Below are 26,817 nucleotides of genomic sequence, written 5' to 3' on the forward strand. Positions count from 1 at the left end.
CCGTGCGGCTGGCGTGGCGCACGCCGGCGGAGGTCAGCGGGCTGCCCGACCCCGACGACGTCCCCGAGCCCGCCGCCGTCGCGCCGTCCGGCCCGGCAGGGCGCGCCCCGGACGCGGCCGTCTGGCCCGAGGGCTGGCTGCTCCTGGGGCTGGACGCCGAGGGCGCGCCGCTGCTCGCGCGCCGCACCGGCGCTCCCGCGTCGCGGGTCGGCGGGTGGACGGGCCTGCGGTCGGTCTTCGCGGCGCTGGACGACACGGAGCTCGTGCTCGCCGCCACCGCCGTCGCACTGCACACCTGGCACGCGCGGCACCCCCGGTGCCCGCGCTGCGGCGCGCCGACGCGTCCGGCGCAGGCGGGGTGGTCGCGCGTCTGCACGGCCGAGGGGAGCGAGCACTACCCGCGCACCGACCCCGCGGTGATCATGGCGGTCGTCGACGAGGCGGACCGGCTGCTGCTCGGGCACGCGGCCGCGTGGCCGCAGGGCCGGTTCTCGACCCTCGCGGGCTTCGTCGAGCCGGGCGAGTCGCTCGAGCAGGCGGTGCGCCGCGAGGTCGAGGAGGAGGCGGGCGTCGAGGTCGTCGCGGTCGAGTACGTCGCCAGCCAGCCGTGGCCGTTCCCCGCCTCGCTCATGCTCGGGTTCCGCGCGCGTGCCCGCTCCGCGCCGGCGGTGGCCGACGGCGAGGAGGTGACCGAGGCGCTGTGGGTGACGCGCGAGGAGCTCGCCGCCCGCGTCGCGTCCGGCGCGATCGGGCTGCCGGGGCGCGGCTCGATCGCGCGGCGGCTCATCGAGGGCTGGTTCGGGGGCCGCCTCGGCCAGGACTGAGCGCCGCGGCGGGGCTCAGGACAGGCGCGCGACGACCTCGGCGGCCGACGGGTTGGTCGCGGCCGAGCCGTCCGGGAAGACGACCGTCGGCACCGTCTGGTTGCCGCCGTTGAGCCGCTCGACGAGCTCGGCGGCACCCGGGTGCTGCTCGATGTCCACCTCGGTGTAGGCGACGCCCTTCGCGTCCAGCTGCGTCTTCAGGCGCCGGCAGTACCCGCACCACGTCGTGGAGTACATGGTGATGGTGCCGGGCTCGGGCAGCTGGGTGGTCATCGCGTCCTCGTCTGTCGTGGGGGCGCCGGTCGCTCGGACCGGCGCGCTCGTGCGTCGGGTGCAACGCCACGGCTGCCCCGAAGCATCCCTGGCGACGCGTGGTCCCCGCCACCCGGCGTGCCGGCGACCGCTGGGGACGGGCGTCCCGGGGTGTCGGCCGCGGCTGCGAGACTGTGCGGCGATGTCCCCCGACGACCTGCTGGCCGCGCTCGACCCCGAGCAGCGCGCCGTCGCGACCGCGGTCCGCGGCCCCGTGTGCGTGCTCGCCGGCGCGGGCACGGGCAAGACGCGGGCGATCACCCACCGCATCGCGTACGGCATCACGACGGGCGTCTACAAGCCGGGCAACGTCCTCGCGGTGACGTTCACGGCGCGCGCCGCGGGGGAGATGCGCACCCGCCTGCGCGGCCTCGGAGCGCACGGCGTGCAGGCGCGCACGTTCCACGCGGCCGCGCTGCGGCAGCTCGGCTTCTTCTGGCCCAAGGTCGTCGGCGGGCCGCCGCCCCGGCTCGTCGAGCACAAGGCGCAGCTCGTCGCGGCCGCCGCGACGCGGGTGGGCCTGCCGGCCGACCGGACGGGCGTGCGCGACCTGGCCGCCGAGGTGGAGTGGGCCAAGGTCGGCCTCGTCGTGCCCGACGACTACGAGCGCGTGGTCGCGGCGGTGGACCGGACCGTCCCGGGCGGGCACGACGCCCAGGCGGTGGCGCGGCTGCTGACGGCGTACGAGCAGGTCAAGGACGAGCGCGGCGTCATCGACTTCGAGGACGTCCTGCTGCTGCTCGCGGCGATGCTGGCCGAGCGCCGCGACGTCGCCGAGCAGGTGCACGAGCAGTACCGCTGGTTCGTCGTCGACGAGTACCAGGACGTGAGCCCGCTGCAGCAGTACCTGCTCGACCAGTGGCTCGGCGGCCGGCACGAGCTGTGCGTCGTCGGCGACCCGAGCCAGACGATCTACTCGTTCGCCGGCGCGACGCCGCAGCACCTGCTCACGTTCCCGCGGACCCACCCCGGCGCGCAGGTCGTCCGGCTCGTGCGCGACTACCGCTCGACCCCGCAGGTCGTCGCCCTCGCGAACGACGTCATCACGGTCGCCCGCGGTCGCGGCACGGTCGCCCCGCTCGAGCTGCGGGCGCAGCGCCCCGACGGCCCGCCCGTCCGGTTCACCGCGTACGACGACGACGAGGCCGAGGCGGCCGGCGTCGTGGCCTCGGTGCGCCGCCTGCTGGCGTCCGGGGTCCGGGCGAGCGAGATCGCGGTGCTCTACCGGACGAACGCGCAGTCCGAGGCGTTCGAGGAGGCGCTCGCGTCGGCGGGCGTGAGCTACCAGGTGCGGGGCGGCGAGCGCTTCTTCGCGCGCCAGGACGTGCGCGAGGCGCTGGTGCTGCTGCGCGGCGGCGCGCGGGCCGCGGACCCCGACGAGCCGATGCCGGCGACGGTCCGTGACGTCCTGCGGTCGGCCGGGTGGTCGGACGAGCCGCCGGCGGCCCGGGGGGCGGCCCGCGAGCGGTGGGAGGCGATGCAGGCGCTGGTCGCCCTGGCCGACGAGCTGGCTGCGGCGAACCCGCGGGCACGGGTCGCGGACCTCGTGGCCGAGCTGGACGAGCGCGCGGCCGCCCAGCACGCGCCGACGGTCGAGGGCGTCACGCTCGCGTCGCTGCACGCCGCCAAGGGCCTCGAGTGGGACGCCGTCTTCCTGACCGGCCTGTCCGAGGGGCTCGTGCCGACGTCGCTCGCCGAGGGCGAGGCGGCCGTCGCGGAGGAGCGGCGGCTGCTGTACGTGGGCGTGACCCGCGCGCGCGAGCACCTGCACCTGTCCTACGCGCGCTCCCGCCTCCCCGGCGGGCGCCCGACGCGCTCGCTGTCGCGGTTCCTCGTCGACCTCTGGCCGGGGCAGGTCCGCCGCGCGGTGCCCTCGGACGACGACCCCCGGGCCACGGAGCGCGTGGCGGGGCAGCTGACCCGCTGGCGCGACGCGCACGCGCGTGCGACCGGGGTGGCCCCCGCCCGCGTCCTGACGCCGTCGCTCCTGCAGGCGATCGCGCGCCGGAGGCCCGCGTCGCTCGAGGAGCTGGCGCAGGTGCCCGGCATGGGCCAGCAGCGCCTGGCGACCATCGGCGCGGACGTCCTGGAGGCCGTCGCGGGGGCCGTGCGGGTGACTCCGCACGAGTTTCGTTAATTCGGTTGTGGCCCCGCGACCAGCGGGTCTAGCGTGTCTCGCGTCCTGATTCGTGCGCGCCGCCGAGGCGGCGCCGTTCCTGGAGGGAGGTGGGTCGCTGTGAACATCCTGCTCATGACCGAGACCTACGCGACGCCGTCGCGCCGTCGTCTCGCGCCCATCGCGTCCCTCTTCCAGGGGCGCACTGTGTCCGCCGCCGGCCAGCAGCCGGCCACGCCGAAGCACCTCGTCGGCGTCGAGGGCACCACGGGCGCTGATGACCGTCTCGATCTCCGGACATCCTTGGTCTGACCTCACCAGGTCGCGCAGGCCGCGGAGTCCGAGCTCGGACCCGCGGCCTTCTTCTTTCTCCTGACAGCAGGGGCGAAGTGGGCAGGTCCGAGAACTGCCACCACCCACCCCAGCAGGACATCAGGAGGACATCGTGCGGCTCACGACGCTGCTCGACTCAGCCAACCAGGGCGCCTCAGCCCCGAGGATCGACAGCACCGAGACCACCGACGCCCGGATCGACCAGCTCTTCGCGGACCTGATCCCGTGCCGGTCGAACGACCCCGAGCTCTGGTTCGCCGAGCGCACCGCCGAGGTCGAGCAGGCCAAGGCCCTGTGCCGCGAGTGCCCGCTCATGGAGGGCTGCCTCGCCGGCGCCATCGAGCGCGCCGAGCCGTGGGGTGTCTGGGGCGGTCAGGTCTTCATCGGTGGCGTGGTCGTCGCCATGAAGAGGGGCCGCGGTCGGCCCCGGAAGAACGCGCAGCTCACCGCGTGAGGAACGCGGTGGACGCTGGCACCCGCCGTCAGGAGGGACCGGCAGCCGCCGGGACGGCCACGAGGGCGGTGCACCCGCAGTGCGGGTGCACCGCCCATCGTCGTGTCCGGGGCACGACGTCCGGCAGCGGGACCTCGTACGAGACGCCGGTGGCGGGCGCGCCGTCCAGCAGCGTGAGCACGGCGGCCGCCGCGAGACCACCGGCCACGGCCGCGAGGTGAGCGGCCTCGCCGGCCGGGGCGGTGCGGTGCGTCGTGAGCGCCAGCGCCACCCGCGGCCAGGCGGGGTCGACGTCGGCCCGGTGCAGGTCGAGGCAGTGCAGGCACGGGCCGGAGCCGGGGACGACGAGCGGCCCGACGAGGGCGTCGGCCTCCCGCAGGACGACGGGCAGGTGGGGGACGCCGCTGCCCAGCAGCGTGAGCGCCTGACCGGGGTCGGTGGCGCCCTGGTCGACGACGACGAGCACGTCCGGCTCCTCGGCCGTGTCGGTGAGGCACGTCGGAGCCACGTCGCGGACGCACCGCCCCGCGACCGCCTCGCGCGGCGACCCGACGTCGGTCCACCGGTAGCCGCCCGCGCCGACGTCGGCGGCGGTGACGAGCCGCTCGTCGTCGAGCAGCAGGGTGCCCACCCCGGCCGCGGCGAGCGCCAGCACGACGGTCAGGCCGGTGGGGCCGAGCCCCATCACGGCGACGACCGCCGCGCCCCGGGCGGGCGGCGCGGCGTGCAGCAGCGGCCAGGTGGCGGCCTCGGCGGGCGGGGCGGCACCGGCCGTGTCGCCGGCGGCCAGCGTGAGGCCCGCGTCGGTGAGCGGGCCGGCGAGCGCCTCCGGCACGGGGGCCAGCGGGTGCTCGTTCAGCGCGAGGAGGGCCTCGACCTCCGCGGGCGCGAGCCCGTCGACGCGGACGGCCCAGCGGGGGTCGGTCCCGACCTGCACCTCGCCGTCGCCGCGGGGCAGCACCCGCAGCCCGGGGACCAGTCGCACCCTCGCCTCCTCGCCCGTCCGGTCGCCGCGTCGGACGCCGGCGGCGGGCACAGCGTGGCACGGCCCCGGCGGCGCACGTCGGGCGCCGTCCACAGGGGCCGGGAGCGGACGTGCGCAGGGGCACCGTCCGTGGACGGTGCCCCTGGGGTCCCCTGGGAAGCCCGGGGTCAGGCCTTGCCGAGGATCCGGTTCAGCTTCGTCCCGCAGACGGGGCAGGTGGCCTTCGCCATCTTGCGGCCGGACTCGGAGACGACGACCTCGCCCTCGGTCTCACGCTTCTCACGACACTTCACGCAGTAGAACTCGCCGGCGTACGTCTCGGCCATCGGGCCACCCCTCCTTCGTCGTTCACCGGCCATCCCCCGGCCGGTGGCCCGGCACATCGACGTCATGCGGGCGAGCCCACCATAGGGCGCCGTCTCCGCGCGGACCCGCTCAGACGTGCGGGACGCGCCGGGCGTGGCGCGGCCTCACCCGGCCGCCGCGAGGGCCCTGCGCGCTACGGTCGGGGCGTGCAGCAGTCGCACGACCTGTCGCAGGTCGAGGTCAGGCGGTCGCGCCGGCGGGTGCGGACCGTCTCGGCGTGGCGCGACGGGGAGCGCACCGTGGTCGCGATCCCCGCCGGGTTCACCCGGTCGCAGGAGCGCGAGTGGGTCGACCGGATGCTGACGCGGCTGGCCGCCCAGGAGCGCCGCCGGCGTCCGTCCGACGAGCAGCTGGCGCGGCGCGCGAAGGAGCTGTCCGAGCGCTACCTCGACGGCCGCGCCAGGCCGACGAGCGTCGCGTGGTCCGGCAACCAGGGCCGGCGCTGGGGGTCGTGCACGCCCTCCGACGGCTCCATCCGGTTGTCCGACCGGCTGCAGGGGATGCCGCGCTGGGTCGTCGACTACGTGCTCGTCCACGAGCTCGCCCACCTGCTGCACCCCGGGCACGACGAGGCCTTCTGGTCCACCGTCGAGCGGTACCCCCGCACCCAGCGCGCCCGCGGCTACCTGGAGGGGTACGTGTACGCGCGCTCCCAGGCCGGGGAGCGCGGCCTGCCCGCGGACGACGACGTCGACCGCGAGGAGGTCGACGAGGTGGTGGACGGCGACTGACGGCGCGCCGTCAGCCCTCCGCCCGGCCGGTGTCGCCCGGGTCGCCGCTCGGCTCGTCGCCCAGGATCTCCGCGAGCGCGCGGTCCAGGTCGGCGGACTCGTCGGCGGCCGCCTGCCGGCGCGCGGAGTAGCCGCTCGGGTCGTCGAGGTCCTCCGCGGTGGGCATGAGGTCGGGGTGCGCCCAGACGGCGTCCCGCGCCTGCGGCCCGCCGGCGGCGGTGATCTGCGCCCACAGCGCGGCCGCGTCGCGCAGGCGCCGGGGGCGCAGCTCAAGCCCCACCAGGTTCGCGAACGTCTGCTCGGCCGGGCCGCCCGCCGCGCGCCGCCGCCGGATCATCTCCCGCAGCGCGACGGCGTGGGGCAGGTGGGCGATCGCGGCCTGCGTGCTCACCTCGTCGACCCAGCCCTCGACGAGCGCCAGGGCGGTCTCGAGACGGGTCAGCGCGGCCTGCTGCTCCGGCGTCGTGTGCGGGGCGAACACGCCCCCCGAGAGCGCGGACTGCAGCGCGGCCGTGTCGGTGGGGTCGATCGACGAGACCGCGTCCTCGAGCTGCTCGACGTCGATGGTGATGCCGCGCGCGTACGCCTCGACCGTGCCGAGCAGGTGCGCGCGCAGCCACGGGACGTGCGTGAAGAGCCGGGTCGCAGCCGCCTCGCGCAGCGCGAGGTACAGCCGCACCTCGTCGAGGGGCGCGTCGAGACCGTCGGCGAACGCGTCGACGTTGGACGGGACCAGCGCCGGCGCGGGCGCGTCCAGCAGCGGCAGGCCGATGTCGGTCGTGCCGAAGACCTCGCGGGCCAGCGTCCCCGCCGCCTGCCCGACCTGCAGGCCGAACACCGCGGAGCCGAGCTGGCGCAGCAGCTGGCTCGGGTCCAGGCCGCCGGGCAGCGCCGGGCCGTCGTCGAGGCCGACCGAGTCGTCGGGCAGACGGCCGCCGAGCGCGTCGACCAGCGCGGTGGACAGCGAGCCCGCGACGGGCTCCGTGAGCGTGCGCCACGTGGGGAGGGTGGCCTCGACCCACTCCGCGCGGCTCCACGCGCGGGCGGTGCCCGGCGACGGCGGCAGCTCGGTCGCGGCGTCGAGCCACAGCTCGGCGACGGCGAGGGCGTCGAGCACCGCCTTCGTCTGCCCGGGCGTGAGCGAGGGGTCGCCGCCGAGCGAGGCCTGCTGGCGCGCCAGGTCGTGCGCCATCCGCCAGTTGACCGGGTCGTCGCCCGCGGCTGCGAACATGCGCTGCACCTGGGCGAACACCTGCTCCATCGCGGCGGGGTCCGACGGCATGCCGGACGCGGCGGCGAGCGACGAGGGGTCCAGGCCGCGGCGGCGCATCTCCTCGATCGCCTCGTCCGCGCCGTCGCCGAGCATGGCACGCAGCATCTGCTCCCAGGCCGGCACGCCCTCCGGGGTCGGGTCGTTGGTCATGCGCTCCTCCTGCGGCGTTCGGGCCGGCGGACGACCACCGTAACCACGGGGCGCCGCCACCGGACACGGCCGCGGGGCGCGGTTCGCTCACGGCGCAGAGCGCGGCGGCTGCGGCCGGCCGGGGGAGCGCTGGCGTCGCATGCGTCATGATGCGGGGGTGCCCGACCCGACCGAGCCGCTCGACCCCGCGGACGCGACGCGCCCCGACGGCGCGGTCGCCGAGCCCGACGCCGCAGCCGCCGAGCCCGCCGATGCGGACGCGCTGCCCCCCGAGCGGGTCAGCCCCCGCTCGGTCGTGCTGTCGTTCGGCATGCTCGCGACGGCGGCGCTGCTGTCCGGCCTCGTCCTGCTCCCCGTGCCGTACGTCGTGACGAGCCCCGGCCCGACGCGCGACGTGCTCGGCGAGTACGACGGCCGGCCGATCATCGAGGTCGCCGGCGCGACGACCTACGAGTCGACCGGCGAGCTGCGGCTGACCACCGTGCGGGCCACGGGAGGCCCGGGGTACCCGACGAACGCGCTCGCCGTGCTGCAGGCCTGGTTCGCGCGCTCGTCGAACGTCCAGCCGCGCGAGGACCTCTACCCCGAGCAGGAGTCGCGCCAGCAGGTCGAGCAGCAGAACCAGGCGCAGATGGTTTCCTCGCAGGAGAACGCGACCGTCGCCGCGCTCACGGAGCTCGGCTACGAGGTGCCCGCGACGATGGTGGTCGCCGGCGCCGTGGAGGGCACGCACGCCGAGGGCGTCGTCGAGAAGGGCGACGTCATCCTCGCCATCGACGGCACCCGGCTGACGACCTACAACGACCTCGTCGAGACGCTCGCGGAGGTCGAGCCCGGCGCGACGATCACCCTGACCGTCACGCGCAACGGCGCGGAGAAGGACCTGCGCGTCGAGACGGGGGAGCGGGACGACGGCACCGCCCTGATCGGGGTCTACATCGACCCGACGTTCGAGATGCCGGTCGACGTGACGATCACGGCCGAGGACATCGGCGGCCCGAGCGCCGGGACGATGTTCGCGCTGGGGATCGTCGACAAGCTGACGCCGCAGGACGAGGCCGACGGCGTCGACATCGCCGGCACCGGCACGATCGACGTGACCGGCGCGGTCGGCCCGATCGGGGGGATCCGGCAGAAGCTCGCGGGCGCGCGGCGCGACGGCGCGACCTGGTTCCTGGCGCCGGAGGCGAACTGCGGCGAGGTCGTCGGGGCCGTGCCGGCAGGGCTGCACGTCACGCGCATCGCGACGCTGCACGAGGCGCGCGAGGCGATCGAGGCGATCGGCGCCGGACGGACGGACGACCTGCCCACCTGTACCGCGGGCTGAGCCCGGCCCTCAGTCGAGGGTCGAGCGCAGCGCCTCGATCAGACCCGGGACGACGTCGGCGCCCTGGCCGACGAGGTCGTCCTCGTCGTGGCGGCGCGTGCGGACGACGCACCACGCCGGGCCGTCCCGCAGCACGCCGACCGCCAGGCGCACGTCCTCCCGCTGCGGGTGCGCGAGCAGCCAGGCGAGCGCCGCGTCGTGGTCGTCGGGCACGTCCTCGGACGCCTCCGGCGGCAGGACGACCCGCTCGACGGTGACCGCCACGCCGTCGACGGTGCCGGGCCACGACAGCCCGGCAAGGAGCGTCTCGAGGTCCGGCGCGGCGGGCAGGCCCTCCTGCTCGACCGACGTCAGGTGCCAGGCCTCGGCCTGCGCGGCCGCGAGCACCGCCGGGTCGAGCTGGGCGGCCAGGCTCGGCTCCGCCTCGAGCGCGGCCTGGGTCCGGACGAGCGCGAACACCCGCACCGGGCCGTCCCAGCCGGCGGCGGCCACGTGGTGCTCGACCTCGAGGACGGCGTCCGCGAGGGCCTGCCGGGCGGCGTCGGGAGCGGCGTCGGGGGTGGGGGCGTCGTCGGTCACGGCTCATGGTCGCATGTGGGAACCTGTGGCCCCGGTGGCTCGTTCAGCGAGCGACCGGAGGGCCGGCGCGACCCGCGCGGCCCGGCCGGGCGACCGCCGACCAGCGGCCGCCGCAGCGACCGACGACGAGGAACCGTGACCTTCGCGAACCCGCCCCGACCCCGCCCGACCCAGCCGCGCAGGCGCCGAGGACCGCTGGTCCCGACGCTGATCGTGCTCGCCGCCGTCGTGGTCGTCGTGCTGATCCTGGCGCAGGTGTGGACCGAGTGGCTGTGGTTCGACCAGCTCGGGTTCTCCCGCGTGCTCGTCACCGAGTGGTCGACGCGCGGCCTGCTGTTCGTCGGCGGCTTCCTGCTCATGGCGGGCGCCGTCGCGGCGAGCCTGAGCATCGGCTACCGGGCGCGCCCGATCTACGCACCCTCCACGCCCGAGCAGGCGAGCCTCGACCAGTACCGGGAGGCGATCGAGCCGCTGCGCCGCCTCGTCATGATCGTCGGGCCGGCCGTGCTCGGCCTGTTCGCCGGCGCGGCCGCGGCCCAGCAGTGGAGCACGGTGCAGCTGTGGATGCACGGCGAGCACGTCGGCAAGGCGGACCCGCAGTACGGCATCGACCTCGGCTTCTACCTCTTCACGCTGCCGGGCATGCGCTTCGTCGTCTCGTTCCTGCTCGCCGTCGTCGTCCTGTCGGGCATCGCCGCCGTCGCCACGCACTACCTGTACGGGGGCATCCGCATCGGCGGCTCGTCCGACGCGCCGCGCACGACCCCGGCGTCCCGCGTGCACCTCGCCGTGCTGGCCTCGTTGCTCATGGTGCTCATCGCGGCCAACTACTGGCTCGACCGCTACTCGATCCTCACCAAGTCGGCGGAGAAGTTCGACGGGGCGTCGTTCACCGACGTGCACGCGGTCATCCCGTCCAAGGCGATCCTCGCGGGCGTCGCGCTCCTGGTCGCCGTGACGTTCGTCGTCACCGCGGTGCGGGGCAACTGGCGGCTGCCGTTCATCGGCGTCGGCCTCATGGTCGTCGCCGCGATCGCGATCGGCGGCATCTACCCGGCCGTCGTCCAGCGCTTCCAGGTGGCGCCGAACCAGCAGGACGCCGAGGCGGAGTACATCCAGCGCAACATCGACGCGACCCTCTCGGCGTACGGCCTCGAGGACGTCGAGACGTCCGAGTACAAGGCGGAGACCGACGCGACCGCCGGCCAGCTGCGGCAGGACGCGGACACGACCGCCTCGATCCGGCTCCTGGACCCGCAGATCGTCAGCCCGTCGTTCAAGCAGCTCCAGCAGATCCGCGGGTTCTACGGCTTCCCCGACACGCTCTCGGTCGACAAGTACACGCTGGACGGCGAGAGCAAGGACACCGTCATCGCGGTGCGCGAGCTCGACCAGAGCGGTCTGGCCGCGGACGCGCGCAACTGGATCAACTCGACGACCGTCTACACGCACGGCTTCGGCGTCGTCGCCGCGTACGGCAACACCACCGCGGGCCGCGGCGCGCCGTCGTTCTGGCAGGGCGGGATCCCGTCGACCGGGAAGATGGGCGACTACGAGCCCCGCATCTACTTCGGGCTGCAGTCCCCGCAGTACTCCATCGTCGGCGCGCCCGAGGGCACGACGCCCTGGGAGCTCGACTACCCGGACGACGCGTCCGGCGGCGCGGTGAACTCGACGTTCCCGACGCAGACCGTCTCGGCGGGCCCCAGCATCGGCAACCCGCTGAACAAGCTGCTCTACGCGATCAAGTTCGGGTCGGAGCAGATCCTGTTCTCCGACCGCGTCACGTCGGACTCGCAGATCCTTTACGACCGCAACCCGCGCGACCGCGTCGCCAAGGTCGCCCCCTACCTGACGCTCGACGGGCGCACGTACCCCGCCGTCGTCGACGGGCGCGTCGTGTGGATCGTCGACGGCTACACGACGACGAACCAGTACCCCTACGCGAAGTCCGTGCCGCTCGACAACGCGACGGTCGACGCCCTCACCGGGACCGACACCGTCCAGGCGCTCGAGCCCCAGCGCGTGAACTACATCCGCAACTCGGTGAAGGCGACCGTGGACGCGTACGACGGCACCGTCACGCTCTACGCGTGGGACGCCGACGACCCGGTGCTGCAGGCCTGGCAGAAGGTCTTCCCGTCGACGGTGAAGCAGGTCGCGGACATCAGCGGCGACCTCATGAACCACATGCGCTACCCCGAGGACCTGTTCAAGGTGCAGCGCACGCTGCTCGCGAGCTACCACGTGACGGACCCGTCGCAGTTCTTCTCGAACAGCGACTTCTGGCAGAGCCCGGCCGACCCGAACACCCCGGGCGTCCCGCAGCCGCCCTACTACCTGACGCTCAAGATGCCCGACCAGGACGAGGCGTCGTTCTCGCTCACGTCGACGTTCATCCCGGCCGGTGAGAACCCGCGCAACGTGCTGACGGGCTACCTCGCGGCCTCCGCGGACGCCGGGGACGAGGCCGGCACGATCTCGCCCGAGTACGGCAAGCTCCGGCTGCTGGAGCTGCCACGCGACTCGACCGTGCCCGGGCCCGGCCAGATGAACAACAACTTCACGGCCGACCCCACCGTCTCCCGCGAGCTGAACATCCTCGGCAGCGGCGACTCGAAGGTCGTGCGCGGGAACCTGCTGACGCTGCCGGTCGGTGGCGGTCTGCTCTATGTGCAGCCCGTCTACGTGCAGGCCGCGAGCGGCACGACGTTCCCGCTGCTGCAGCGGGTGCTCGTCGGCTTCGGCGACCAGATCGGCTTCGCGCCGACCCTGGACGGCGCGCTCGACCAGGCGTTCGGCGGCGACTCCGGCGCCCAGGCCGGCGACGCGGGCACCAACCCCGACGCGGGCACGGGCAACGGCGGGACCGGCGGGACCGACGGCACGCCCGAGCCCACGCCGACCCCGACGCCGGGGGAGACGACCGCGCCGACGCCCACGCCGACGGGCGACGCCACCACGGCGCGCGCCGACCTCGACAAGGCCCTGCGCGACGCGCAGGAGGCGATCCAGGACAGCCAGGACGCGCTCGCGGACAACGACTTCGCGGCGTACGGCGAGGCGCAGAAGCGGCTCGACCAGGCCGTCCGCGAGGCGCTCGACGCGGAGGCGCGCCTGGGCGGCTGACCTGCCGGGTGACCGGGCTCACCTCCTACCGATTTGGGCCCTCCGCTGCGGTGACGTAGAGTGGAGGTACCGACGCGGGGTGGAGCAGCTCGGTAGCTCGCTGGGCTCATAACCCAGAGGTCGCAGGTTCAAATCCTGCCCCCGCTACTCAGCACGAGAGGCCCGGACCAGATGGTCCGGGCCTCTCGTCGTTCCCCGCGGTCGTTCCCGCGGGCGTCCCGCCGGACGTCAGGGAGGATCGGGGCATGCGGGTGCTGCTGGTGCGTCACGGTCAGACGCCGTCGAACGTCGCCGGGCTGCTGGACACGGGCGAGCCCGGGCCGGGGCTCACCGAGCTGGGGCAGCGGCAGGCGGCGGCCATCCCGAGGGCCCTGGACGGCCGGCCGGTCGACGCGATCGTCGTGTCGTCCCTCGTGCGCACCGCGCTGACGGCGGGGCCGCTCGCCGAGCAGCGCGGGCTCACGCCGCACGTCGACGCCCGGTTCCGTGAGGTCCAGGCGGGCAGCCTCGAGCTGGCGGCGGACCACGCGTCGCACCGCACCTACCTCGAGACGGTGTTCGCCTGGTCGACGGGCGACACGGGCCGACGCATGCCGGGCGGGCCGGACGGCGAGGAGTTCCTCGCGCGGTTCGACGCGGCGATGGGGGCGGCCGCCGAGCGGGGGTCGTCGGTGGTGGCCGTCTCGCACGGCGCGGCGATCCGGTCGTGGGCGTCGGCGCGGGTCGCGGGCGTCGACGTCGACGAGGTCGCGGTGACGCCGCTGGCCAACACGGGCGCGGTGGAGGTGGAGCGGGACGGCGACGGGTGGCGGCTCGTCGCCTGGACACGGCACCCGCTGGGTGGTCCCGCGCTGGAGGCGGTCGTGGCGGACGACCCGACGGGCGAGGCGGTCGACCGGGCGTAGGCTCCCCGTCAGGTCACGAGCACCTGCGTGGAGGACTCCTTGATCTTGCTGTTCGCCCAGCCGGCCTGCCGCAAGGTCTGCGGGCGGCAGCGCTCCGCGACGTCCAGCAGGTCGGTGTGCTGGATGGCCTGCGCGGTCTGCCCGAGCATCTCCCAGTCGACGGAGACGCCCGAGGCCTGCAGGTAGACGTCGCGCAGGTCGCGCAGGAGCAGCAGGCCGGGCTCACGCAGCCGGCCCATCGCCTCGCTGCCCTTGTCCCGCAGCGCGGCGAGCAGCCCGGCCTCGCCGCCGTCGTCAGGGTCGAGGCTCTCGCCGTACCGCTCGGCGATCGCCGCGATCTGGCGCACGTGGTCCTGCGACCAGCGGGCGAGGTCCCGGGCGACGTGGAACACCTCGTGGTCGACGCGGTGGCGGTCGGCGACGACGAGCAGCGTGTGGGCGAGCTCGCTCTCCGAGCGGTGCAGCTCGCGCAGGACGAGTCCGAGCTTCATCGCGCGCCTCCGGCCGGTGAGTCCTCGAGCGCCCGGGCGGACGCCACGCCGTGGGTGCGGGGCAGCGCGTCGTCGAGCGGGGCCGAAGCCGTCGTCGTCGGGGCGGGGGCGGGCGTCCCGTCGCCGGCGGCGACCCGCCGGATCGACGCGGCGGCCGTCTTGAAGATCGGCTGCTTGGAGACCGGGTCCCAGCTGGTCAGCGTCAGCTCGTTCGCGGCGCGGCCGGCTCCCGACGGCTCGTGCCCGCCGGCGGTGTCCCAGTAGCCGTAGTGGAACGGCACGAAGAGCACGCCCGGGCGGATGCCGCTCACGCGCACCCGCGCCTCGATGCGCCCGCGCGGCGTCGCCACCTCGGCGAGGTCGCCCTCCGCGAGGCCGAACGCCGCCGCGTCGTGCTCCGAGACCTCGACCCACACGTCCGGGGCCGCGGCGGCGAGCTCGGGGGCGCGGCCCGTCTTCGTGCGGGTGTGGAAGTGGTAGAGCGTGCGGCCGGTGGTCAGCTGCAGCGGGTGCTCGTCGCTCGGCACCTCGTGCGGCGGCACGTACTCGGCCGCCTTGATGATCGCTCGGCCCTCGGGGTTCATCGCCGTGTACTCCGTCGCCTCGAGCGGTGCGCCCGTGAGCAGGTCGCGCCCGTAGCTCTCGCAGTAGTCCGGCTGGGCGAGGAACCGCCCGCCCTCGTAGAGGCGCGCGGTGCCGTCCGGCCGCTCGGGCGTGCACGGCCACTGGATGCCGCCGCGCTCGCGCAGCAGGTCGTAGGTGAGGCCCGAGTAGTCGCACGGGCGCCCGCGGCTGCACTCCTTCCAGGCCTCGAACGCCGACTCCGGGTCGTGCCACGTGACGAGCGGGCCGCCGTCCTTGTCCTGCAGGCCCATCCGGTGGGCGAAGTCGAGGAAGATGTCGAGGTCCGCGCGGGCCTCGCCGGGCGGCTCCACCGCCTTCTCCGAGAGGTGCACGGTGCGGTCGGCGTTGGTGAACGTGCCCGTCTTCTCGCCCCACGTCGCGGCGGGCAGCACGACGTCGGCGAGCTGCGCCGTCTCGGTGAGGAACAGGTCCTGGACGACGAGGAACAGGCGCTCCTGCGCGAGGACCGACCGCATCCGGGCGAGCTCCGGCAGGGACACGGCCGGGTTGGTGGCGCTCACCCACATGAAGCGGATCGACCCCTCCTCGGCGTAGCGGAACATCTGCATCGCGTGGGTCGGCGGGGAGTAGTGCGGGATCTGCATCGGCTCGAGGTTCCAGATCCGCGCGAGCTCGGCGACGTGGTCCGCGTTCGACCAGTTCCGGAAGCCCGCGAGGTCGCCGTCCGCACCGCACTCGCGGTTGTTCTCCGCCGTCGGCTGGCCGTTCATCTGCAGCAGGCCGCAGCCCGGGCGGCCGAGCATCCCGCGGACGAGGTGGAGGTTGTTGACCTGCACGGCCGCGGCCGTGGCCTGGTGGGACTGGTAGAAGCCCTGCAGCACGGTGGACAGCAGCCGCTCGGCCGTCCCGAGGACGCGTGCCGCCTCCCGCAGGTCGTCGGCGGGCACGTCGCAGATGCGCGCGACGACCTCCGGCGGGAAGTCGCGCACGCGCTCGGCGAGCTCGTCGTACCCCACGGTGTGCGCGTCGACGTAGGCGTGGTCCACCCAGTCGTGCGCGAGGATCTCGTGCAGCAGCCCGTTCATCAGGGCCACGTTGGTGCCGAGCCGGGGCGCGAGGTGGACGGTGGCCGCGCGTGCCACCGGCGTCAGGCGCGGGTCGACGCAGACGAGAGCCGGCGGGTTCGGGCCCGCGAGCCGGTCGAGCATGCGCATCCAGAGCACCGACTGGGTCTCGGCGACGTTGTGCCCGAACAGCGCGATGACGTCCGCGTGGTCCACGTCCTCGTACGAGCCGGGCTGGCCGTCGCAGCCGAACGACTCCTTGAGCGAGGCCGCGGCGGTCGCGGTGCACAGGCGGGTGTTGCCGTCGACGTGGTTGGTGCCGATCCCGCCGTGGGCGATGACGCCCAGGGTGTAGTACTCCTCCGCGAACAGCTGGCCGGAGGTGTAGAAGCTGATCGCGCTGGGCCCCTGCTCCTCGAGCAGGGCCTGCGCGCGCCCGACGACGCGCCCCATCGCCGTGTCCCAGTCCGTCTCGACGAGCCGCCCGTCCTCCCGCACGAGCGGCCGCGTCAGCCGGTCGGCCGACGCGTTCGCCTGCCAGCCGTACAGGTCCTTGACGCCGAGCCGCCCGTGGTTGACCCGGTCCTGCGCGCGGCCGCGCACGCCGACGATCCGCCCGTCGCGCACGGCGATGTCGATCGCGTCCCCGTTGGAGTGCAGGATCGAGGCCGTCGGCACCCAGCGCTCGACGTCGTCGGGGCCCAGGCCCTCCGCGAGGTGCGTGTCCACCCGCACGGGCCACCGCTCGCCCGGGCCGTACGGGGTGCGCGACCCCCACGGCTCGGCGATCCGGTCCAGCGCTGCCATCGTGACCTCCCACGCCGTCCACGCCCCCGTCCCGCCAGGGAACCGCCGTCAGGGGAGGCCCGCAAGCAGGGGGACGGATCGCAGGTCCGCGCTCAGCGCGCGCGCACGACCGTGCCCGAGCGCGGTCGGCCTACGACCGCAGCACCTTCTCCAGGGGGCGTCCCTTCGCGAGCTCGTCCACGAGCTTGTCGAGGTAGCGGATCCGCTGCATGAGCGGGTCCTCGACGGTCTCCACGCGCACCCCGCAGACGCTCCCGGTGATGAGCGAGGCGTGCGGGTTCAGCTCGGCGCGGGCGAAGAACTCCTCGAACGTCGTGCCGTCGTCGAGCAGCGTGCGCAGCTGCTCCTCGTCGTACCCCGTGAGCCAGCGGATGACCTCGTCGAGCTCGGCGACGGTGCGGCCCTTGCGCTCGACCTTGTGCACGTAGTGCGGGTACACGGACGCCACGCTCGTCGTGAAGATCCGGCTCATGCGGCGAGGGTAGCCGCCGCGTCAGGCGCGGCCGGGCGACGGGAGGCGACCCGCGAGCACGTCCGCGAGCGTGATGCCGTCGAGCGCGCCGTGCAGCGCGTCGTCGACCGTGCCCCACAGCGCCGGCACGTGCTGCGCCGCGCCCGGGTAGCGGACGGACGCGGGGTCCTGGTCGTGCACCGTGACGAACGGGCCGTCGACGAGGCGCACGAGCGGCCCGATCCGCAGCTGGTCGGGCGCGACCGCGAGCCGGTAGCCCCCGCGCGCGCCGCGCCGGCTCACGACGTACCCGTGCTTGCGCAGGTCGTTGAGCACCGCCTCGGCGTACAGCCGCGGGAGCTGCTGCTCCGCGCTGAGCGTCTCGACGTTGACGACGGCGGGCGCGTGCTCGGCGAGGTGCAGGAGCGCGCGCAGGGCGTAGTCGAGCTTCGCGGAGACGTGCACGGGCTCACGCCGGCACGGGTGCCGGGGCCGCGACGCCCGCGACCGGGCTGGGCACGAGGGCGCGCAGCCAGACGGTGCCGCCCTCGACGAGCCCGAGCTCGTCGACCTGGACGCGGTTGAGCTGGACCCACGGGGTCGAGCCGTCCGCCGCGCGCGTCTCGGCCCGCACCTCGTGGCCGATGCGCAGCAGCTTCGTCACCCGGGCCTCGTGCGCGCCCGCCCGGGCGTCCGTGAGGACCTCGACGTCGTGCGGCCGGACCAGCTCGCCGCCGAGGACGGTCGTCGGGCCGAGGAACGCCATGACGAACGGGTTCGCCGGCCGGTCGTAGAGCTCGCCGGGGGAGCCGACCTGCTCGATGCGGCCCTGGTTGATGACGACGATCTCGTCCGCGACCTCGAGCGCCTCCTCCTGGTCGTGCGTGACGAACAGGGTCGTCACGTGGACCTCGTCGTGGAGCCGGCGCAGCCAGTCGCGCAGCTCCTTGCGCACCTGGGCGTCGAGCGCGCCGAACGGCTCGTCGAGCAGCAGCACCTCGGGCTGGACGGCGAGCGCGCGCGCGAGCGCCATGCGCTGACGCTGCCCGCCGGACAGCTGGGAGGGCAGGCGGTCGGCGAACTGCTCGAGGTGCACGAGCCGCAGCAGCTCGGCCACCCGCGCGCGCACCTCGTCGCGTGGCCGGCGGCGGATCTCGAGGCCGAACGCGACGTTGCGCGCCGTGGTCAGGTGCTTGAACGCGGCGTAGTGCTGGAAGACGAACCCGACGCTGCGCCGCTGCGGTGGCAGGAAGGTCGCGTCGCGCCCCGCGATCCGCACGGTGCCGGCGTCGGGGTAGTCGAGCCCGGCGATGATGCGCAGCAGCGTCGACTTGCCGCCGCCGGACGGGCCGAGCAGCGCCGTGAGGCCGCCCGGGCGGACGTCGAGGTCGACGTCGTCGAGCGCGACGAAGTCGCCGAACCGGCGGGTCACGCCGCGGACCTCGATGCCGGACGCACCGCCGCTGTCGTGGGTCATGACGTCTCCTCCCGTGGCCGCAGCGCGGCGATGACGACGATCAGCACGACGGCGACCGCCATGAGCACGAACGCGGCGGCGAAGGCCGCGCGCTGCGCGTCCGGACCGAACTCCTGGTAGGAGTCGTTGACGAAGAGGGTGAGGGTCTGCGACTCCCCGGCGACCGAGCCCGAGACGACGCGCACGGCGCCGAACTCGCCGAGCGAGCGGGCCAGGGAGAGCACGACGCCGTAGGCGACGGCCCAGCGGATGGTCGGCAGCGTCACCCGCCAGAACCGCTGCCACGCGTTCGCGCCGAGCGACTGCGCCGCCTGCTCCTGCTCGATCCCGGCCTCCTCCAGCGTCGGGACGATCTCCCGCAGGACGAGCGGCAGCGAGACCAGGACGGTGGCCATCACCATGCCGGGCACGGAGAAGATGACTCGCACGCCCGCGTCCTGCAGCGCCGGGCCGAACCAGCCCGTCGTGCCGTAGACGAGGATCAGCGCGACGCCGACGACGACCGGCGAGATGGAGACCGGCAGGTCGATGACGGCGCTCAGCAGCCGGCGACCCGGGAACCGGTAGCGGACGAGCAGGATGCCCATCCCGACGCCGAAGACGGTGTTGAGCACGACCGCGATGCCCGCGACCTGCGCGGTGAGGCGCGCGGCCGCCAGGAAGTCCTCCGACGTGAGCACCTCGAGCACGGGCGCGAGCCCGTCGGCGAACGTGTGCTGGACGACGGACGCGACGGGGAGGGCCACCAGCCCCAGCACGTACAGCAGGGCGACGACGCGCAGCACCCAGGCGACGGGTCCCGTGCGGCGCCGGGCGCGCCGGACGCGGGCCGGCGGGGCGGGCTGGGGGGCGGGCGCGGCCGGGCGGGCGAGGGTGTCAGTCACGGCGGGCCGTCCGGCGCTGCAGCACGTCGAGCAGGACGAGGACGACGACGGCCACGAGCAGCAGCAGCGTCGCGACGCTCGCGGCCGCGACGGGCTCCTGGGACTCGATCATCTTGAGGATGTAGGACGACGACACCTGGGTCTCCCCGATGAGGTTCGCGGAGATGAGGATGACGGAGCCGAACTCGCCGAGCGCGCGGGCGAAGCTGAGCGCGGCGCCGGAGACGACGGCGGGCGTGACGGTCGGCAGGATCACGCGCCGGAAGATCGTGAACCCCGAGGCGCCGAGCGAGGCGGCGGCCTGCTCGACCTCGCGGTCCGCGTCGATCAGCACCGGCTGCACGGACCGCACGACGAACGGCAGCGTCACGAACAGCAGCGCGAGGACGACGCCGGCGCGGGTCCCCACGAGGTTCACGCCGAACGGCCCGCTGGGGCCGTAGAGCGTGATGAGGACGAGCCCCGCGACGATGGTCGGCAGCGCGAACGGGATGTCGATGACGACCTCGAGCACGCGCTGGCCGGGGAACCGGTCGCGGACCAGCACCCACGCGATGAGGGTGCCCATCACGGCGTTGACGACGGTGACGAGCGCGGCGGCGCCCACGGTGAACGTGATCGTCGACAGCGCCTCGTCGTCCGTGATGCTCGCCCAGAAGCCGGCGAACCCGTCCTGGAACGCGCCGGCGACGATCGCGGCCACCGGGAGCAGGACGAGCAGGCTGAGCCACAGCACGCCGATGCCGAGCCCGATGCCGGCGCCCGTCGTGAGGTCGCCGGGACGGCGCCCCCGCCCGCGAGGGGCGGGGGACGCCGTGGTCCCGGTCCGGTCGGCCCGGTCGAGAAGGTCGAGCAGGCTCATCAGCCGCGCAGCTTCGTCACGAGACCGTTCTCCTTGTCGAACAGCTCGTCGTTGACGGTGCTCCACCCGCCGAGGTCCGCGACGGTGATGGTCGTGACCGCCGGGAACGGGTTCGCGGGGTCGGTGGCCCCCTCCACCTGCGTCGCGGCCGGGGCGCCGCCCACGGGGCGGAAGCCGTAGCGGCCGAGGACGGCCTGGCCGGCGTCGCTGCGGATGTAGTCGAGGAACTCGCCCGCGATCGGCGGCGCGGCCTTGGTGACCGCCGCCGGGTTCTCGATGAGGAAGGTGGTGCTGGGGACGACGTAGTCGAGCTCGACGCCCGACTGGCGCGCGAGGATCGCCTCGTTCTCGTAGGAGATCAGCACGTCGCCGGTGCCCTTGACGAACGCGTCGGTCGCGGTGCGGCCCGAGTCGTTCCAGCTCACCACGTGGTCGATGAACTTCCCGAGGTAGGCCTCGGCGGCGGCCTTGTCGTCGTGGTTCGCACCGAGCGCCTGCGAGTACGCGCCGAGCAGGTTCCACTTCGCGGCGCCGGAGGTGCCGGGGTCGGCGGTGACGATGCCGACGCCGGGCTTCACGAGGTCGTCCCAGCCCTGGATGTTCTTCGGGTTGCCCTTGCGGACGGCGAGGACGACGACGGAGTCGGACACGATGCCCTTCGTCTCGTCGGCGTCCCAGGACTCGTCGACGAGGCCGGCCTCGGCGATGTTCGCGACGTCGGGCGTGAGGGACAGGGCGACGAGGTCGGCGTCCTGGCCGGCGATGACGGCCCGGCTCTGGGCGCCGCTCGCGCCGAACGAGCCCTTGAGCCGGAAGCCCTCACCGGCGTCGGTCTTCGCGAACTCGGTGGCGAGCTCGTCATAGGCCGCCTGGATGACCGCGAAGCCGACGAGGTCGATCGTCGTCTCCTTCGCGGCGGCGCCCTCGGTGCCCTGCGCGGAGGTCTCCCCGGACGCGCCGCACGCCGCGAGCGCCAGGGACGCGGCGACGACGACCGCTGCGGCGCGGGACGTCCGGGTCAGGGCTCGCTGGGTGGTGCTCGTCATGGCGGGGTGCTCCCGTGAGTCGTCGGGCTCGGAGTGTTCTCCGAGTTATCCGATGTGATTGGTCGAGATAGTAGGGATGGCGCGGACGGGCCGGAACCCGGTGTCTGCATGCTGGACAGTGCGTCCGTCAGATGGACGCCGCCGCGTCGCCGCAGGTCAGCGGCGCAGGACGTGCCGCGAGAGGCGGTTGCCGAGCGTCTGCGCGAGCTGCACGAGGACGACGATGACCGCGACCGTGACCCAGACGACGGCGAAGTTCCAGCGCTTGTAGCCGTAGTCGAGGGCGAACGCGCCGAGGCCGCCGCCGTCGATGATGCTCGCCAGCGCGGACATGTCGACCACGGCGACGAACACGAACGTGTACCCGAGGATGAGCGGCCCGAGCGCCTCGGGGACCAGCAGCGTCGTCACGATCCGCCAGCGGCTCGCGCCCGTCGCCCGGGCGGCCTCGATGATCCCGGGGTCGATCGCGACGAGGTTCTGCTCGACGATGCGCGAGACGCCGAACGTCGCCGCGAACGACATGGAGACCACCATCGCGGTGCTGCCGAGGCGGGTGCCCAGCAGCGCGACCGTCAGCGGCGCGATGACCATGAGCAGGATGAGGAAGGGGATCGGCCGGAACACGTTGACGACGAGGTTGAGCACGGCGAAGACGCCGCGGTGGGCGAGCAGGCCGCCGCGCCGCGTCGTGTAGAGCGCCAGCCCGAGGACGAGGCCCAGGCCGCCGCCGACGAGGAGCGTCGCCGAGACCATGTAGAGCGTCTGCCCGAGCGCCTCGACCAGCTTCGGGCCGTGGAACGACCAGTCGAAGCCGTCGTTGCCCGCCGCGGGCAGCAGCAGCGGGGACAGCGTGGGTGCGAGGGTCACGACGCCACCTCCACGGGCGTGACGGCGCGCAGCCGCTCGACGAGCGCGTCGACCGCCGCGTCGGGCCCGTCCAGCGCGAGCGTCAGCGACCCGAACGACCGGTCCTGCAGCGTGCCGATGCCGCCGTAGACGATCTCGAAGGCGACGCCGAGCTCGCCGGCGGAGCCGAGGACCGCCCCGAGGGTGCTGCCGTCCCGCACCTCCGCCGTGACGATGCAGCCGTCGTGGGTGCGCCGGAGGCGGTCGAGGTCCGCCGGCCGCGGCCGGTCGTGCAGCACGGTCCCGACGAACCGCCGCGTGACATCCGCCGTGGGACGTGTGAACACGTCGAAGACGGTGCCCAGCTCGGCCACCCGGCCGTTCTCGAGCACGGCGACGCGGTCGGCGATCGAGCGCACGACGTCGAGCTCGTGGGTGATGACCACGACCGTGACGCCGAGCTCGGTGTTCACCTTGCGCAGCAGGCGCAGCACGTCCTGCGTGGTCTCGGGGTCGAGCGCGCTCGTGCACTCGTCGGCGAGCAGGATGTGCGGCTGCGCGGCGAGCGCCCGCGCGATGCCGACGCGCTGCTTCTGGCCGCCCGAGAGCTGCTCGGGGTGGTCGTGCGCGCGGTCGAGCAGGCCCACGAAGTCGAGCAGCTCGGCGACCCGGCGGTCCCGGTCCGCCTTCGGCCAGCCCGCGACCTTGAGCGGGAACGCGACGTTGCCGGCCACGGTGCGCGACCGGAACAGGTTGAACTGCTGGAAGATCATGCCGATCCGCCGGCGCTTGAGCTCGAGCTGGGCCTCGGTGAGGCGCGTGACGTCGTCGCCGTCGACGACGAGCCGTCCGGAGGTGGCGCGCTCGAGGCCGTTGATGAGGCGCACGAGCGTGCTCTTGCCGGCGCCGGAGTAGCCGATGACGCCGAACACCTCGCCGGGCTCGATGGACAGGGAGATGCCGTCGACGGCGCGCACGGGGCCCGAGGGGGACTCGAACACCTTCGTCACGTCGTCGAACTCGATGATGGGGGACACGTGCTGCCTCTCGGGGCGGGGGAGGTCGAGGCGACGGGTGCGCGGCCCGGCGGCAGGCGCCGGGCCGCGCACGGCGTCAGCCGGCCGACTGCAGGTTCTGCTCGGTCTCGGTGAGGACCTGCTGCAGGCGCGCCTGGTCGTAGCCCTCGACGATCACCGCGGTGCCGCCGGACGACTCGACGACCGACTCCAGCACCTTCGGGTCGTGGTACAGCTCGACGATGCGCTGGTAGACGGGGTTGTCGACGTCGTCCGGGCGGGCGGCGATGACGTTGATGTACGGCTGCGCGCCGGCCGAGCTCGGGTCGTCGGCGTAGACGTAGTCGTCGAGGTCGAAGCCCGCGTCCGTCGCGAAGTTGTTGTTGACGACGACGCCGGCGATGTCCGGGTCACCGATGAGGCCGGCGGTCTGCGACGCCTCGACCGGGCGGACGACGACCGTCGACGCGGCCGTGTCGACGTCGTCCGGGGTCGGCACCTTCGGGTCGCCCGTGAACGCGACGAGCCCGGCGGACTCGAGCACGAACAGGGCGCGCGCCTGGTTCGTCGAGTCGTTCGGGATCGCGACCTGCTCGCCCTTCGTGAACTGCTCGACGGAGTCGTGCTTCTCGGAGTACAGCGGCAGGGGGACGATCAGCGTCGAGCCGATCGGCTGCAGGTCGTCGCCGGTGCTGTTGTTGTGGTCGGCCAGGTAGAGGATGTGCTGGAAGGCGTTGAGGTCGATCTCGCCGTCGGCCAGCGCCGGGTTCGGCTGGGTGTACTCGGAGAACCCGACGAGCTCGAGGTCGATGCCCTCCTTCGCCGCGAGCTCCTTGAGGATCTCCCAGTGCGGCTGCGCGATGTCGGTCGTGCCGAGCCGGACGACGGTGGGGCCGGACTCGCCGGAGCCTGCCGCCGCCGCCTCGTCGGCGCCGTTGTTCAGCGCCAGCGCGGTCGCGACGCCGCCGGCGGCGAGGACGGCGACGACGCCCGCGGCGATCCAGGCGGTGCGGCGCGAGCCGGTGCGCCGGGGCGGCAGGACGGGCGCGGAGTCGGCGGTGGGGGTGTCGGGCGTGGGGTCGGACATGGTGCTCTCCTCGGGGACGGCGGCGACCGGTCGGGGACGCCGAGGGGGACCGCGTGGCTCGTGGGCACGCGGTGGTGGGTGGGTGCGATGCAGGTGCGACGCACGGTGCGGCGGCTCAGGGGCCGCAGGACGCGCGGCCCCGCCCGCGCGAGGCGGGTCGGGCGCGCGTCAGCGCGGGCGCCGGGGGCTCGGCCCGGCCGGCGCCGTCAGCGCATGCGGTCGGGACACGCGCACATGACGCACATGAGCGAGCGCTGGGGCTCGGTGCTCACGGTGCTCGTCACGCGCGTGTCCATCGTCGACCTCTCGTCGGGCCGCCGGCCGTGGCCGGAGGCGTGGGGCGGGGGCCCCGTGCGTGGCGGTTGCCGCCACGACGGCAGTGAAGTTCACTGCGGGCGCCGGAGTCAAATCACGAGCGAGAAGGTCGGCTTTGTGACCGGCGCCACAGCGGCCTACCCGTGCGACGCCAGGCGGTGGTAGGCGCGGTTGCGGTACACCAGCGGGTGCGCGTCGGCCCGGGTCGCGTGGGCGAGGGCGCGCAGCGAGACGAGGTACGAGTCGCCGACGGGTGTGCGCTGCACCACCCGCCCCCGGACCCAGGACACGGCGTCGTCGATGACGGGCTCGCCCGTCGGGAGCGGGGACCAGCCGCCCGCGGCGAACCGGTCGACGCCGCTCGTCGCGAACCGGGCCGAGACCTCGACCTGGTCGTCCGCGAGGAAGCTCACCGCCAGCGTCCGGGCGCGGGCCAGGGCCGGCCACGACGACGAGGTCGAGGCGACCGAGAACGCCAGCAACGGCGGCTCGGCCGAGACCGAGATCACCGACGTCGCGGTGAAGCCCACCGGGCGGTCGCCGTCGAGCAGCGTGACGACCGCGACGCCCGCGGGGTGGTGCCGGAACACCGCCTTGTACTCCTCGGGGGTCAGCTGCGGCTCGTCGTGCTCGCGCAGGTCCGCCTCCAGCCGCCGCCAGGTCTGCGTGGTCACGACGCCACCCCCGCCGGCGCGCGCAGGACGCGGGAAAGGGGGCCGGCCGCCCGCTCCCACCAGCGGTCGAGCACCGGGCCGAGGTCGGCGAGGTCCGCGTCCACCACGGTCAGGCTGCGGGTGGGGACGAGCGCTCCCAGCTCGACGAGCACGGGCCGCAGGTGCACCTCGCCGACGAGCGCGTGGCGCGGGTCCCCCGAGACGACGAGCGGGACGGCGACGACGCCCGCGAGGGCGTCCGGGCCGTAGCCGTCGAGGAACGCCTTGAGCAGGCCCGTGAACGAGGCCTTGTGGACGGGGGTGGCGACGACGACGACGTCGGCCGCGGCCACCGCGGCACGGGCCTCGCCGACGTCGGGCGCGTCGGCCGTGAACAGGCGCGGGGCCAGGAGCGCCAGGTCGACCGTGCCGACCTCGGCGCCGTCGAGCGTCCGGGCGGCGACGAAGTCGGCGAGGGCCCGGGCGGCGCCCGCCGTGCGGGAGCCGGGCCGCGGGTTGCCCACGAGGGCGACGACGGACGGTGCGGGCATGGGTGTCTCCGTTTCGGTGGTCAGATCGCGACGCCGGGGTTGAGCAGCCCGGCGGGGTCGAGGGCGTCCTTGAGGCGCCGGTGCAGCGCGCGCGTGGCGGGGTCGAGCTCCAGGTCGAGCCAGGCCCGCTTGGTGCGCCCGACGCCGTGCTCGCCCGTGAGGGTGCCGCCGAGCCCCAGCGCCGCGCGGACGACGAGCTCGACGGCCTCCCCGGAACGGGGGTGGTCGGCGCGCACGAGCGGGTGCAGGATCCCGTCGCCCGCGTGCGCGAACGTCGCGATGGGCACGCCCGTGCGGGCCGCGACGTGCTCGACCGCCCGGACGGCGGCGGCCAGCGCCGACGGCGGCACCGCGACGTCCTCGACCAGCACGGGGCCGAGGCGCTCGACGGAGGGCAGCGCGAGCCGGCGGACGGCCGCGAGGCGCTCGCCCTCGTCGGCGTCCGTGCTCGTGACGACGTGGTGCGCGTCCGTCCGGACGAGGTCGCGGACGACGTCCGCCTCGGCCGCCGCGGCGAACCCCTCCGTGCGCACGAGCAGCAGGGCGGCGCCGCGGGCGTGCAGGTGGGTGCCCTGGGCGGCGTCGACCGCCGTGAGCGTGGCCTCGTCCAGCAGCTCCAGCGCCGCGGGGCGCACGCCGGCGGCGGTGACGGCGGTCGCGGCGCGCGCGGCGGCCTCGACGTCGGCGAAGCTCGCCACGAGCGTCGCGGTCCCGGCGGGGAGCGGGTCGAGGCGCACGGTGGCGCCGACGACGACGCCGAGCGTGCCCTCGGAGCCGACCAGCAGGGACGTGAGGTCGTAGCCGGTGACGCTGCGGCGCGCGCGGCCGCCCGTGCGCACGAGGCTGCCGTCCGCCAGCACGACGTCCAGGCCGAGCACCGCCTCGCGCGTGCCGCCGTACGCGTGGCAGCGCAGCCCGCCGGCGTTCGTCGCGATGTTGCCGCCGACGGTCGAGGACTCCCAGGAGCCCGGGTCCGGGGCGTAGCGCAGGCCGACCGCTCGCGCCGCGCGGTCCAGGTCCGCCGTCACGACCCCCGGCTCGACGACCGCGAGGCGGTCGGCCACGGAGACCTCGCGGATGCGGTGGAGCCCGGACAGGTCGAGGACCAGCCACCCGCCACCCGCGCGGGCGGCACCGGCGAGCCCGGTCCCGGCGCCGCGCGGGACCACCGGGACGCCGCGCGCCGCGGACCAGC

General features: G+C 74.8%; 27 protein-coding genes and 1 tRNA gene. 9 read left to right on the top strand and 19 right to left on the bottom strand.

Annotated features, from left to right (window positions below; all coding sequences use genetic code 11):
* A partial coding sequence (gene nudC / locus HGCM_RS17660) for an NAD(+) diphosphatase (protein ID WP_147572763.1) occupies positions 1–824 on the top strand: 824 nt, incomplete at its 5' end.
* A 15-nt stretch (positions 825–839) separates the two neighbouring features.
* Here the strand turns inward: nudC and HGCM_RS08815 are convergent.
* Positions 840–1,097, bottom strand: a complete 258-nt coding sequence (locus tag HGCM_RS08815) for a mycoredoxin (protein ID WP_019136481.1) — start codon at positions 1,095–1,097, stop codon at positions 840–842.
* A gap of 181 nt (positions 1,098–1,278) precedes the next feature.
* On the opposite strand from HGCM_RS08815, the gene HGCM_RS08820 reads away from it, so the two are divergent.
* The 3 genes from HGCM_RS08820 to HGCM_RS08830 all read left to right on the top strand — a co-directional run bounded on the left by HGCM_RS08820 (position 1,279) and on the right by HGCM_RS08830 (position 4,039).
* On the top strand, positions 1,279–3,273 hold the full coding sequence (locus HGCM_RS08820; protein WP_019136482.1) for an ATP-dependent helicase: 1,995 nt from the start codon (positions 1,279–1,281) through the stop codon (positions 3,271–3,273).
* A gap of 99 nt (positions 3,274–3,372) precedes the next feature.
* Positions 3,373–3,564, top strand: coding sequence for a hypothetical protein (locus HGCM_RS08825; RefSeq protein ID WP_019136483.1), 192 nt, complete (start codon positions 3,373–3,375; stop codon positions 3,562–3,564).
* A gap of 133 nt (positions 3,565–3,697) precedes the next feature.
* On the top strand, positions 3,698–4,039 hold the full coding sequence (locus HGCM_RS08830) for a WhiB family transcriptional regulator (RefSeq protein ID WP_019136484.1): 342 nt from the start codon (positions 3,698–3,700) through the stop codon (positions 4,037–4,039).
* Positions 4,040–4,067: 28 nt separating this feature from the next.
* Here HGCM_RS08830 and HGCM_RS08835 read toward each other — a convergent pair whose 3' ends face one another.
* The gene (locus tag HGCM_RS08835; protein ID WP_026075358.1) at positions 4,068–5,024 is read right to left on the bottom strand and encodes a hypothetical protein; all 957 of its coding nucleotides are present in this window, start codon (positions 5,022–5,024) and stop codon (positions 4,068–4,070) included.
* A gap of 167 nt (positions 5,025–5,191) precedes the next feature.
* Positions 5,192–5,350, bottom strand: a complete 159-nt coding sequence (locus HGCM_RS20095) for a DUF5679 domain-containing protein (protein WP_019136486.1) — start codon at positions 5,348–5,350, stop codon at positions 5,192–5,194.
* A gap of 186 nt (positions 5,351–5,536) precedes the next feature.
* Here HGCM_RS20095 and HGCM_RS17665 point away from each other — a divergent pair, with 186 nt between their 5' ends.
* The gene (locus tag HGCM_RS17665; protein ID WP_019136487.1) at positions 5,537–6,121 is read left to right on the top strand and encodes a M48 metallopeptidase family protein; all 585 of its coding nucleotides are present in this window, start codon (positions 5,537–5,539) and stop codon (positions 6,119–6,121) included.
* Positions 6,122–6,131: 10 nt separating this feature from the next.
* Here the strand turns inward: HGCM_RS17665 and HGCM_RS08850 are convergent, their stop codons facing one another.
* Positions 6,132–7,544 (bottom strand): zinc-dependent metalloprotease, encoded by a 1,413-nt coding sequence (locus HGCM_RS08850; protein WP_019136488.1) that lies wholly within the window; start codon positions 7,542–7,544, stop codon positions 6,132–6,134.
* A gap of 157 nt (positions 7,545–7,701) precedes the next feature.
* Here HGCM_RS08850 and HGCM_RS08855 point away from each other — a divergent pair, with 157 nt between their 5' ends.
* Complete coding sequence (locus tag HGCM_RS08855) at positions 7,702–8,871, top strand: YlbL family protein (RefSeq protein ID WP_019136489.1); 1,170 nt, start codon at positions 7,702–7,704, stop codon at positions 8,869–8,871.
* Positions 8,872–8,880: 9 nt separating this feature from the next.
* Here HGCM_RS08855 and HGCM_RS08860 read toward each other — a convergent pair whose 3' ends face one another.
* A complete protein-coding gene (locus tag HGCM_RS08860) occupies positions 8,881–9,450 on the bottom strand; it encodes a PPA1309 family protein (RefSeq protein ID WP_019136490.1) in 570 nt (189 codons plus the stop codon).
* Positions 9,451–9,585: 135 nt separating this feature from the next.
* Here HGCM_RS08860 and HGCM_RS08865 point away from each other — a divergent pair, with 135 nt between their 5' ends.
* The 3 genes from HGCM_RS08865 (at position 9,586) to HGCM_RS08875 (ending at position 13,484) form a co-directional block, all read left to right on the top strand.
* Positions 9,586–12,579 carry a UPF0182 family membrane protein gene (locus HGCM_RS08865; protein WP_019136491.1) on the top strand — a complete coding sequence of 998 codons (2,994 nt, stop codon included), beginning with the start codon at positions 9,586–9,588 and terminating at the stop codon, positions 12,577–12,579.
* Between the two features lie 73 nt (positions 12,580–12,652).
* Positions 12,653–12,726 (top strand) — tRNA-Met (locus HGCM_RS08870).
* A gap of 98 nt (positions 12,727–12,824) precedes the next feature.
* Positions 12,825–13,484: a histidine phosphatase family protein gene (locus HGCM_RS08875; protein WP_019136492.1), complete on the top strand. Its 660-nt coding sequence runs from the start codon at positions 12,825–12,827 to the stop codon at positions 13,482–13,484.
* A gap of 8 nt (positions 13,485–13,492) precedes the next feature.
* On the opposite strand, the gene HGCM_RS08880 is transcribed toward HGCM_RS08875, so the two are convergent.
* The 14 genes from HGCM_RS08880 to HGCM_RS17670 all read right to left on the bottom strand — a co-directional run.
* A complete protein-coding gene (locus HGCM_RS08880) occupies positions 13,493–13,975 on the bottom strand; it encodes a hypothetical protein (protein ID WP_019136493.1) in 483 nt (160 codons plus the stop codon).
* On the bottom strand, positions 13,972–16,431 hold the full coding sequence (locus tag HGCM_RS08885) for a molybdopterin oxidoreductase family protein (RefSeq protein ID WP_019136494.1): 2,460 nt from the start codon (positions 16,429–16,431) through the stop codon (positions 13,972–13,974). Before HGCM_RS08885 ends, HGCM_RS08880 begins: the two co-directional genes overlap by 4 nt.
* A 130-nt stretch (positions 16,432–16,561) precedes the next feature.
* On the bottom strand, positions 16,562–16,903 hold the full coding sequence (locus HGCM_RS08890) for a DUF2200 domain-containing protein (protein WP_019136495.1): 342 nt from the start codon (positions 16,901–16,903) through the stop codon (positions 16,562–16,564).
* 21 nt (positions 16,904–16,924) lie between these two features.
* Positions 16,925–17,347 carry an RrF2 family transcriptional regulator gene (locus HGCM_RS08895; RefSeq protein WP_019136496.1) on the bottom strand — a complete coding sequence of 141 codons (423 nt, stop codon included), beginning with the start codon at positions 17,345–17,347 and terminating at the stop codon, positions 16,925–16,927.
* 4 nt (positions 17,348–17,351) lie between these two features.
* Complete coding sequence (locus HGCM_RS08900) at positions 17,352–18,359, bottom strand: sulfate/molybdate ABC transporter ATP-binding protein (RefSeq protein ID WP_019136497.1); 1,008 nt, start codon at positions 18,357–18,359, stop codon at positions 17,352–17,354.
* Entirely contained in the window at positions 18,356–19,243 is an 888-nt protein-coding gene (locus HGCM_RS08905; protein WP_019136498.1) for a sulfate ABC transporter permease, read from the bottom strand. Before HGCM_RS08905 ends, HGCM_RS08900 begins: the two co-directional genes overlap by 4 nt.
* A complete protein-coding gene (gene cysT, locus HGCM_RS08910; RefSeq protein WP_019136499.1) occupies positions 19,236–20,105 on the bottom strand; it encodes a sulfate ABC transporter permease subunit CysT in 870 nt (289 codons plus the stop codon). The genes HGCM_RS08905 and cysT overlap by 8 nt, the downstream gene beginning before the upstream one ends.
* Positions 20,105–21,151 (bottom strand): sulfate ABC transporter substrate-binding protein, encoded by a 1,047-nt coding sequence (locus HGCM_RS08915; protein ID WP_019136500.1) that lies wholly within the window; start codon positions 21,149–21,151, stop codon positions 20,105–20,107. The genes cysT and HGCM_RS08915 overlap by 1 nt, the downstream gene beginning before the upstream one ends.
* A gap of 156 nt (positions 21,152–21,307) precedes the next feature.
* On the bottom strand, positions 21,308–22,021 hold the full coding sequence (locus HGCM_RS08920; protein ID WP_019136501.1) for a methionine ABC transporter permease: 714 nt from the start codon (positions 22,019–22,021) through the stop codon (positions 21,308–21,310).
* Positions 22,018–23,037, bottom strand: a complete 1,020-nt coding sequence (locus HGCM_RS08925; RefSeq protein WP_019136502.1) for a methionine ABC transporter ATP-binding protein — start codon at positions 23,035–23,037, stop codon at positions 22,018–22,020. The genes HGCM_RS08920 and HGCM_RS08925 overlap by 4 nt, the downstream gene beginning before the upstream one ends.
* 76 nt (positions 23,038–23,113) lie before the next feature.
* A complete protein-coding gene (locus HGCM_RS08930; protein ID WP_019136503.1) occupies positions 23,114–24,103 on the bottom strand; it encodes a MetQ/NlpA family ABC transporter substrate-binding protein in 990 nt (329 codons plus the stop codon).
* A 452-nt stretch (positions 24,104–24,555) separates the two neighbouring features.
* Complete coding sequence (locus tag HGCM_RS08940) at positions 24,556–25,092, bottom strand: flavin reductase family protein (RefSeq protein WP_019136505.1); 537 nt, start codon at positions 25,090–25,092, stop codon at positions 24,556–24,558.
* Complete coding sequence (locus HGCM_RS08945) at positions 25,089–25,622, bottom strand: NADPH-dependent FMN reductase (protein WP_019136506.1); 534 nt, start codon at positions 25,620–25,622, stop codon at positions 25,089–25,091. The genes HGCM_RS08940 and HGCM_RS08945 overlap by 4 nt, the downstream gene beginning before the upstream one ends.
* Positions 25,623–25,642: 20 nt before the next feature.
* Positions 25,643–26,817: FAD-binding oxidoreductase (locus HGCM_RS17670; protein WP_019136507.1), on the bottom strand; the 1,175-nt coding region annotated here is incomplete at its 5' end.

The organism is Cellulomonas massiliensis JC225, from assembly GCF_000312005.1.
Taxonomy (GTDB): Bacteria; Actinomycetota; Actinomycetes; order Actinomycetales; family Cellulomonadaceae; genus Cellulomonas; species Cellulomonas massiliensis.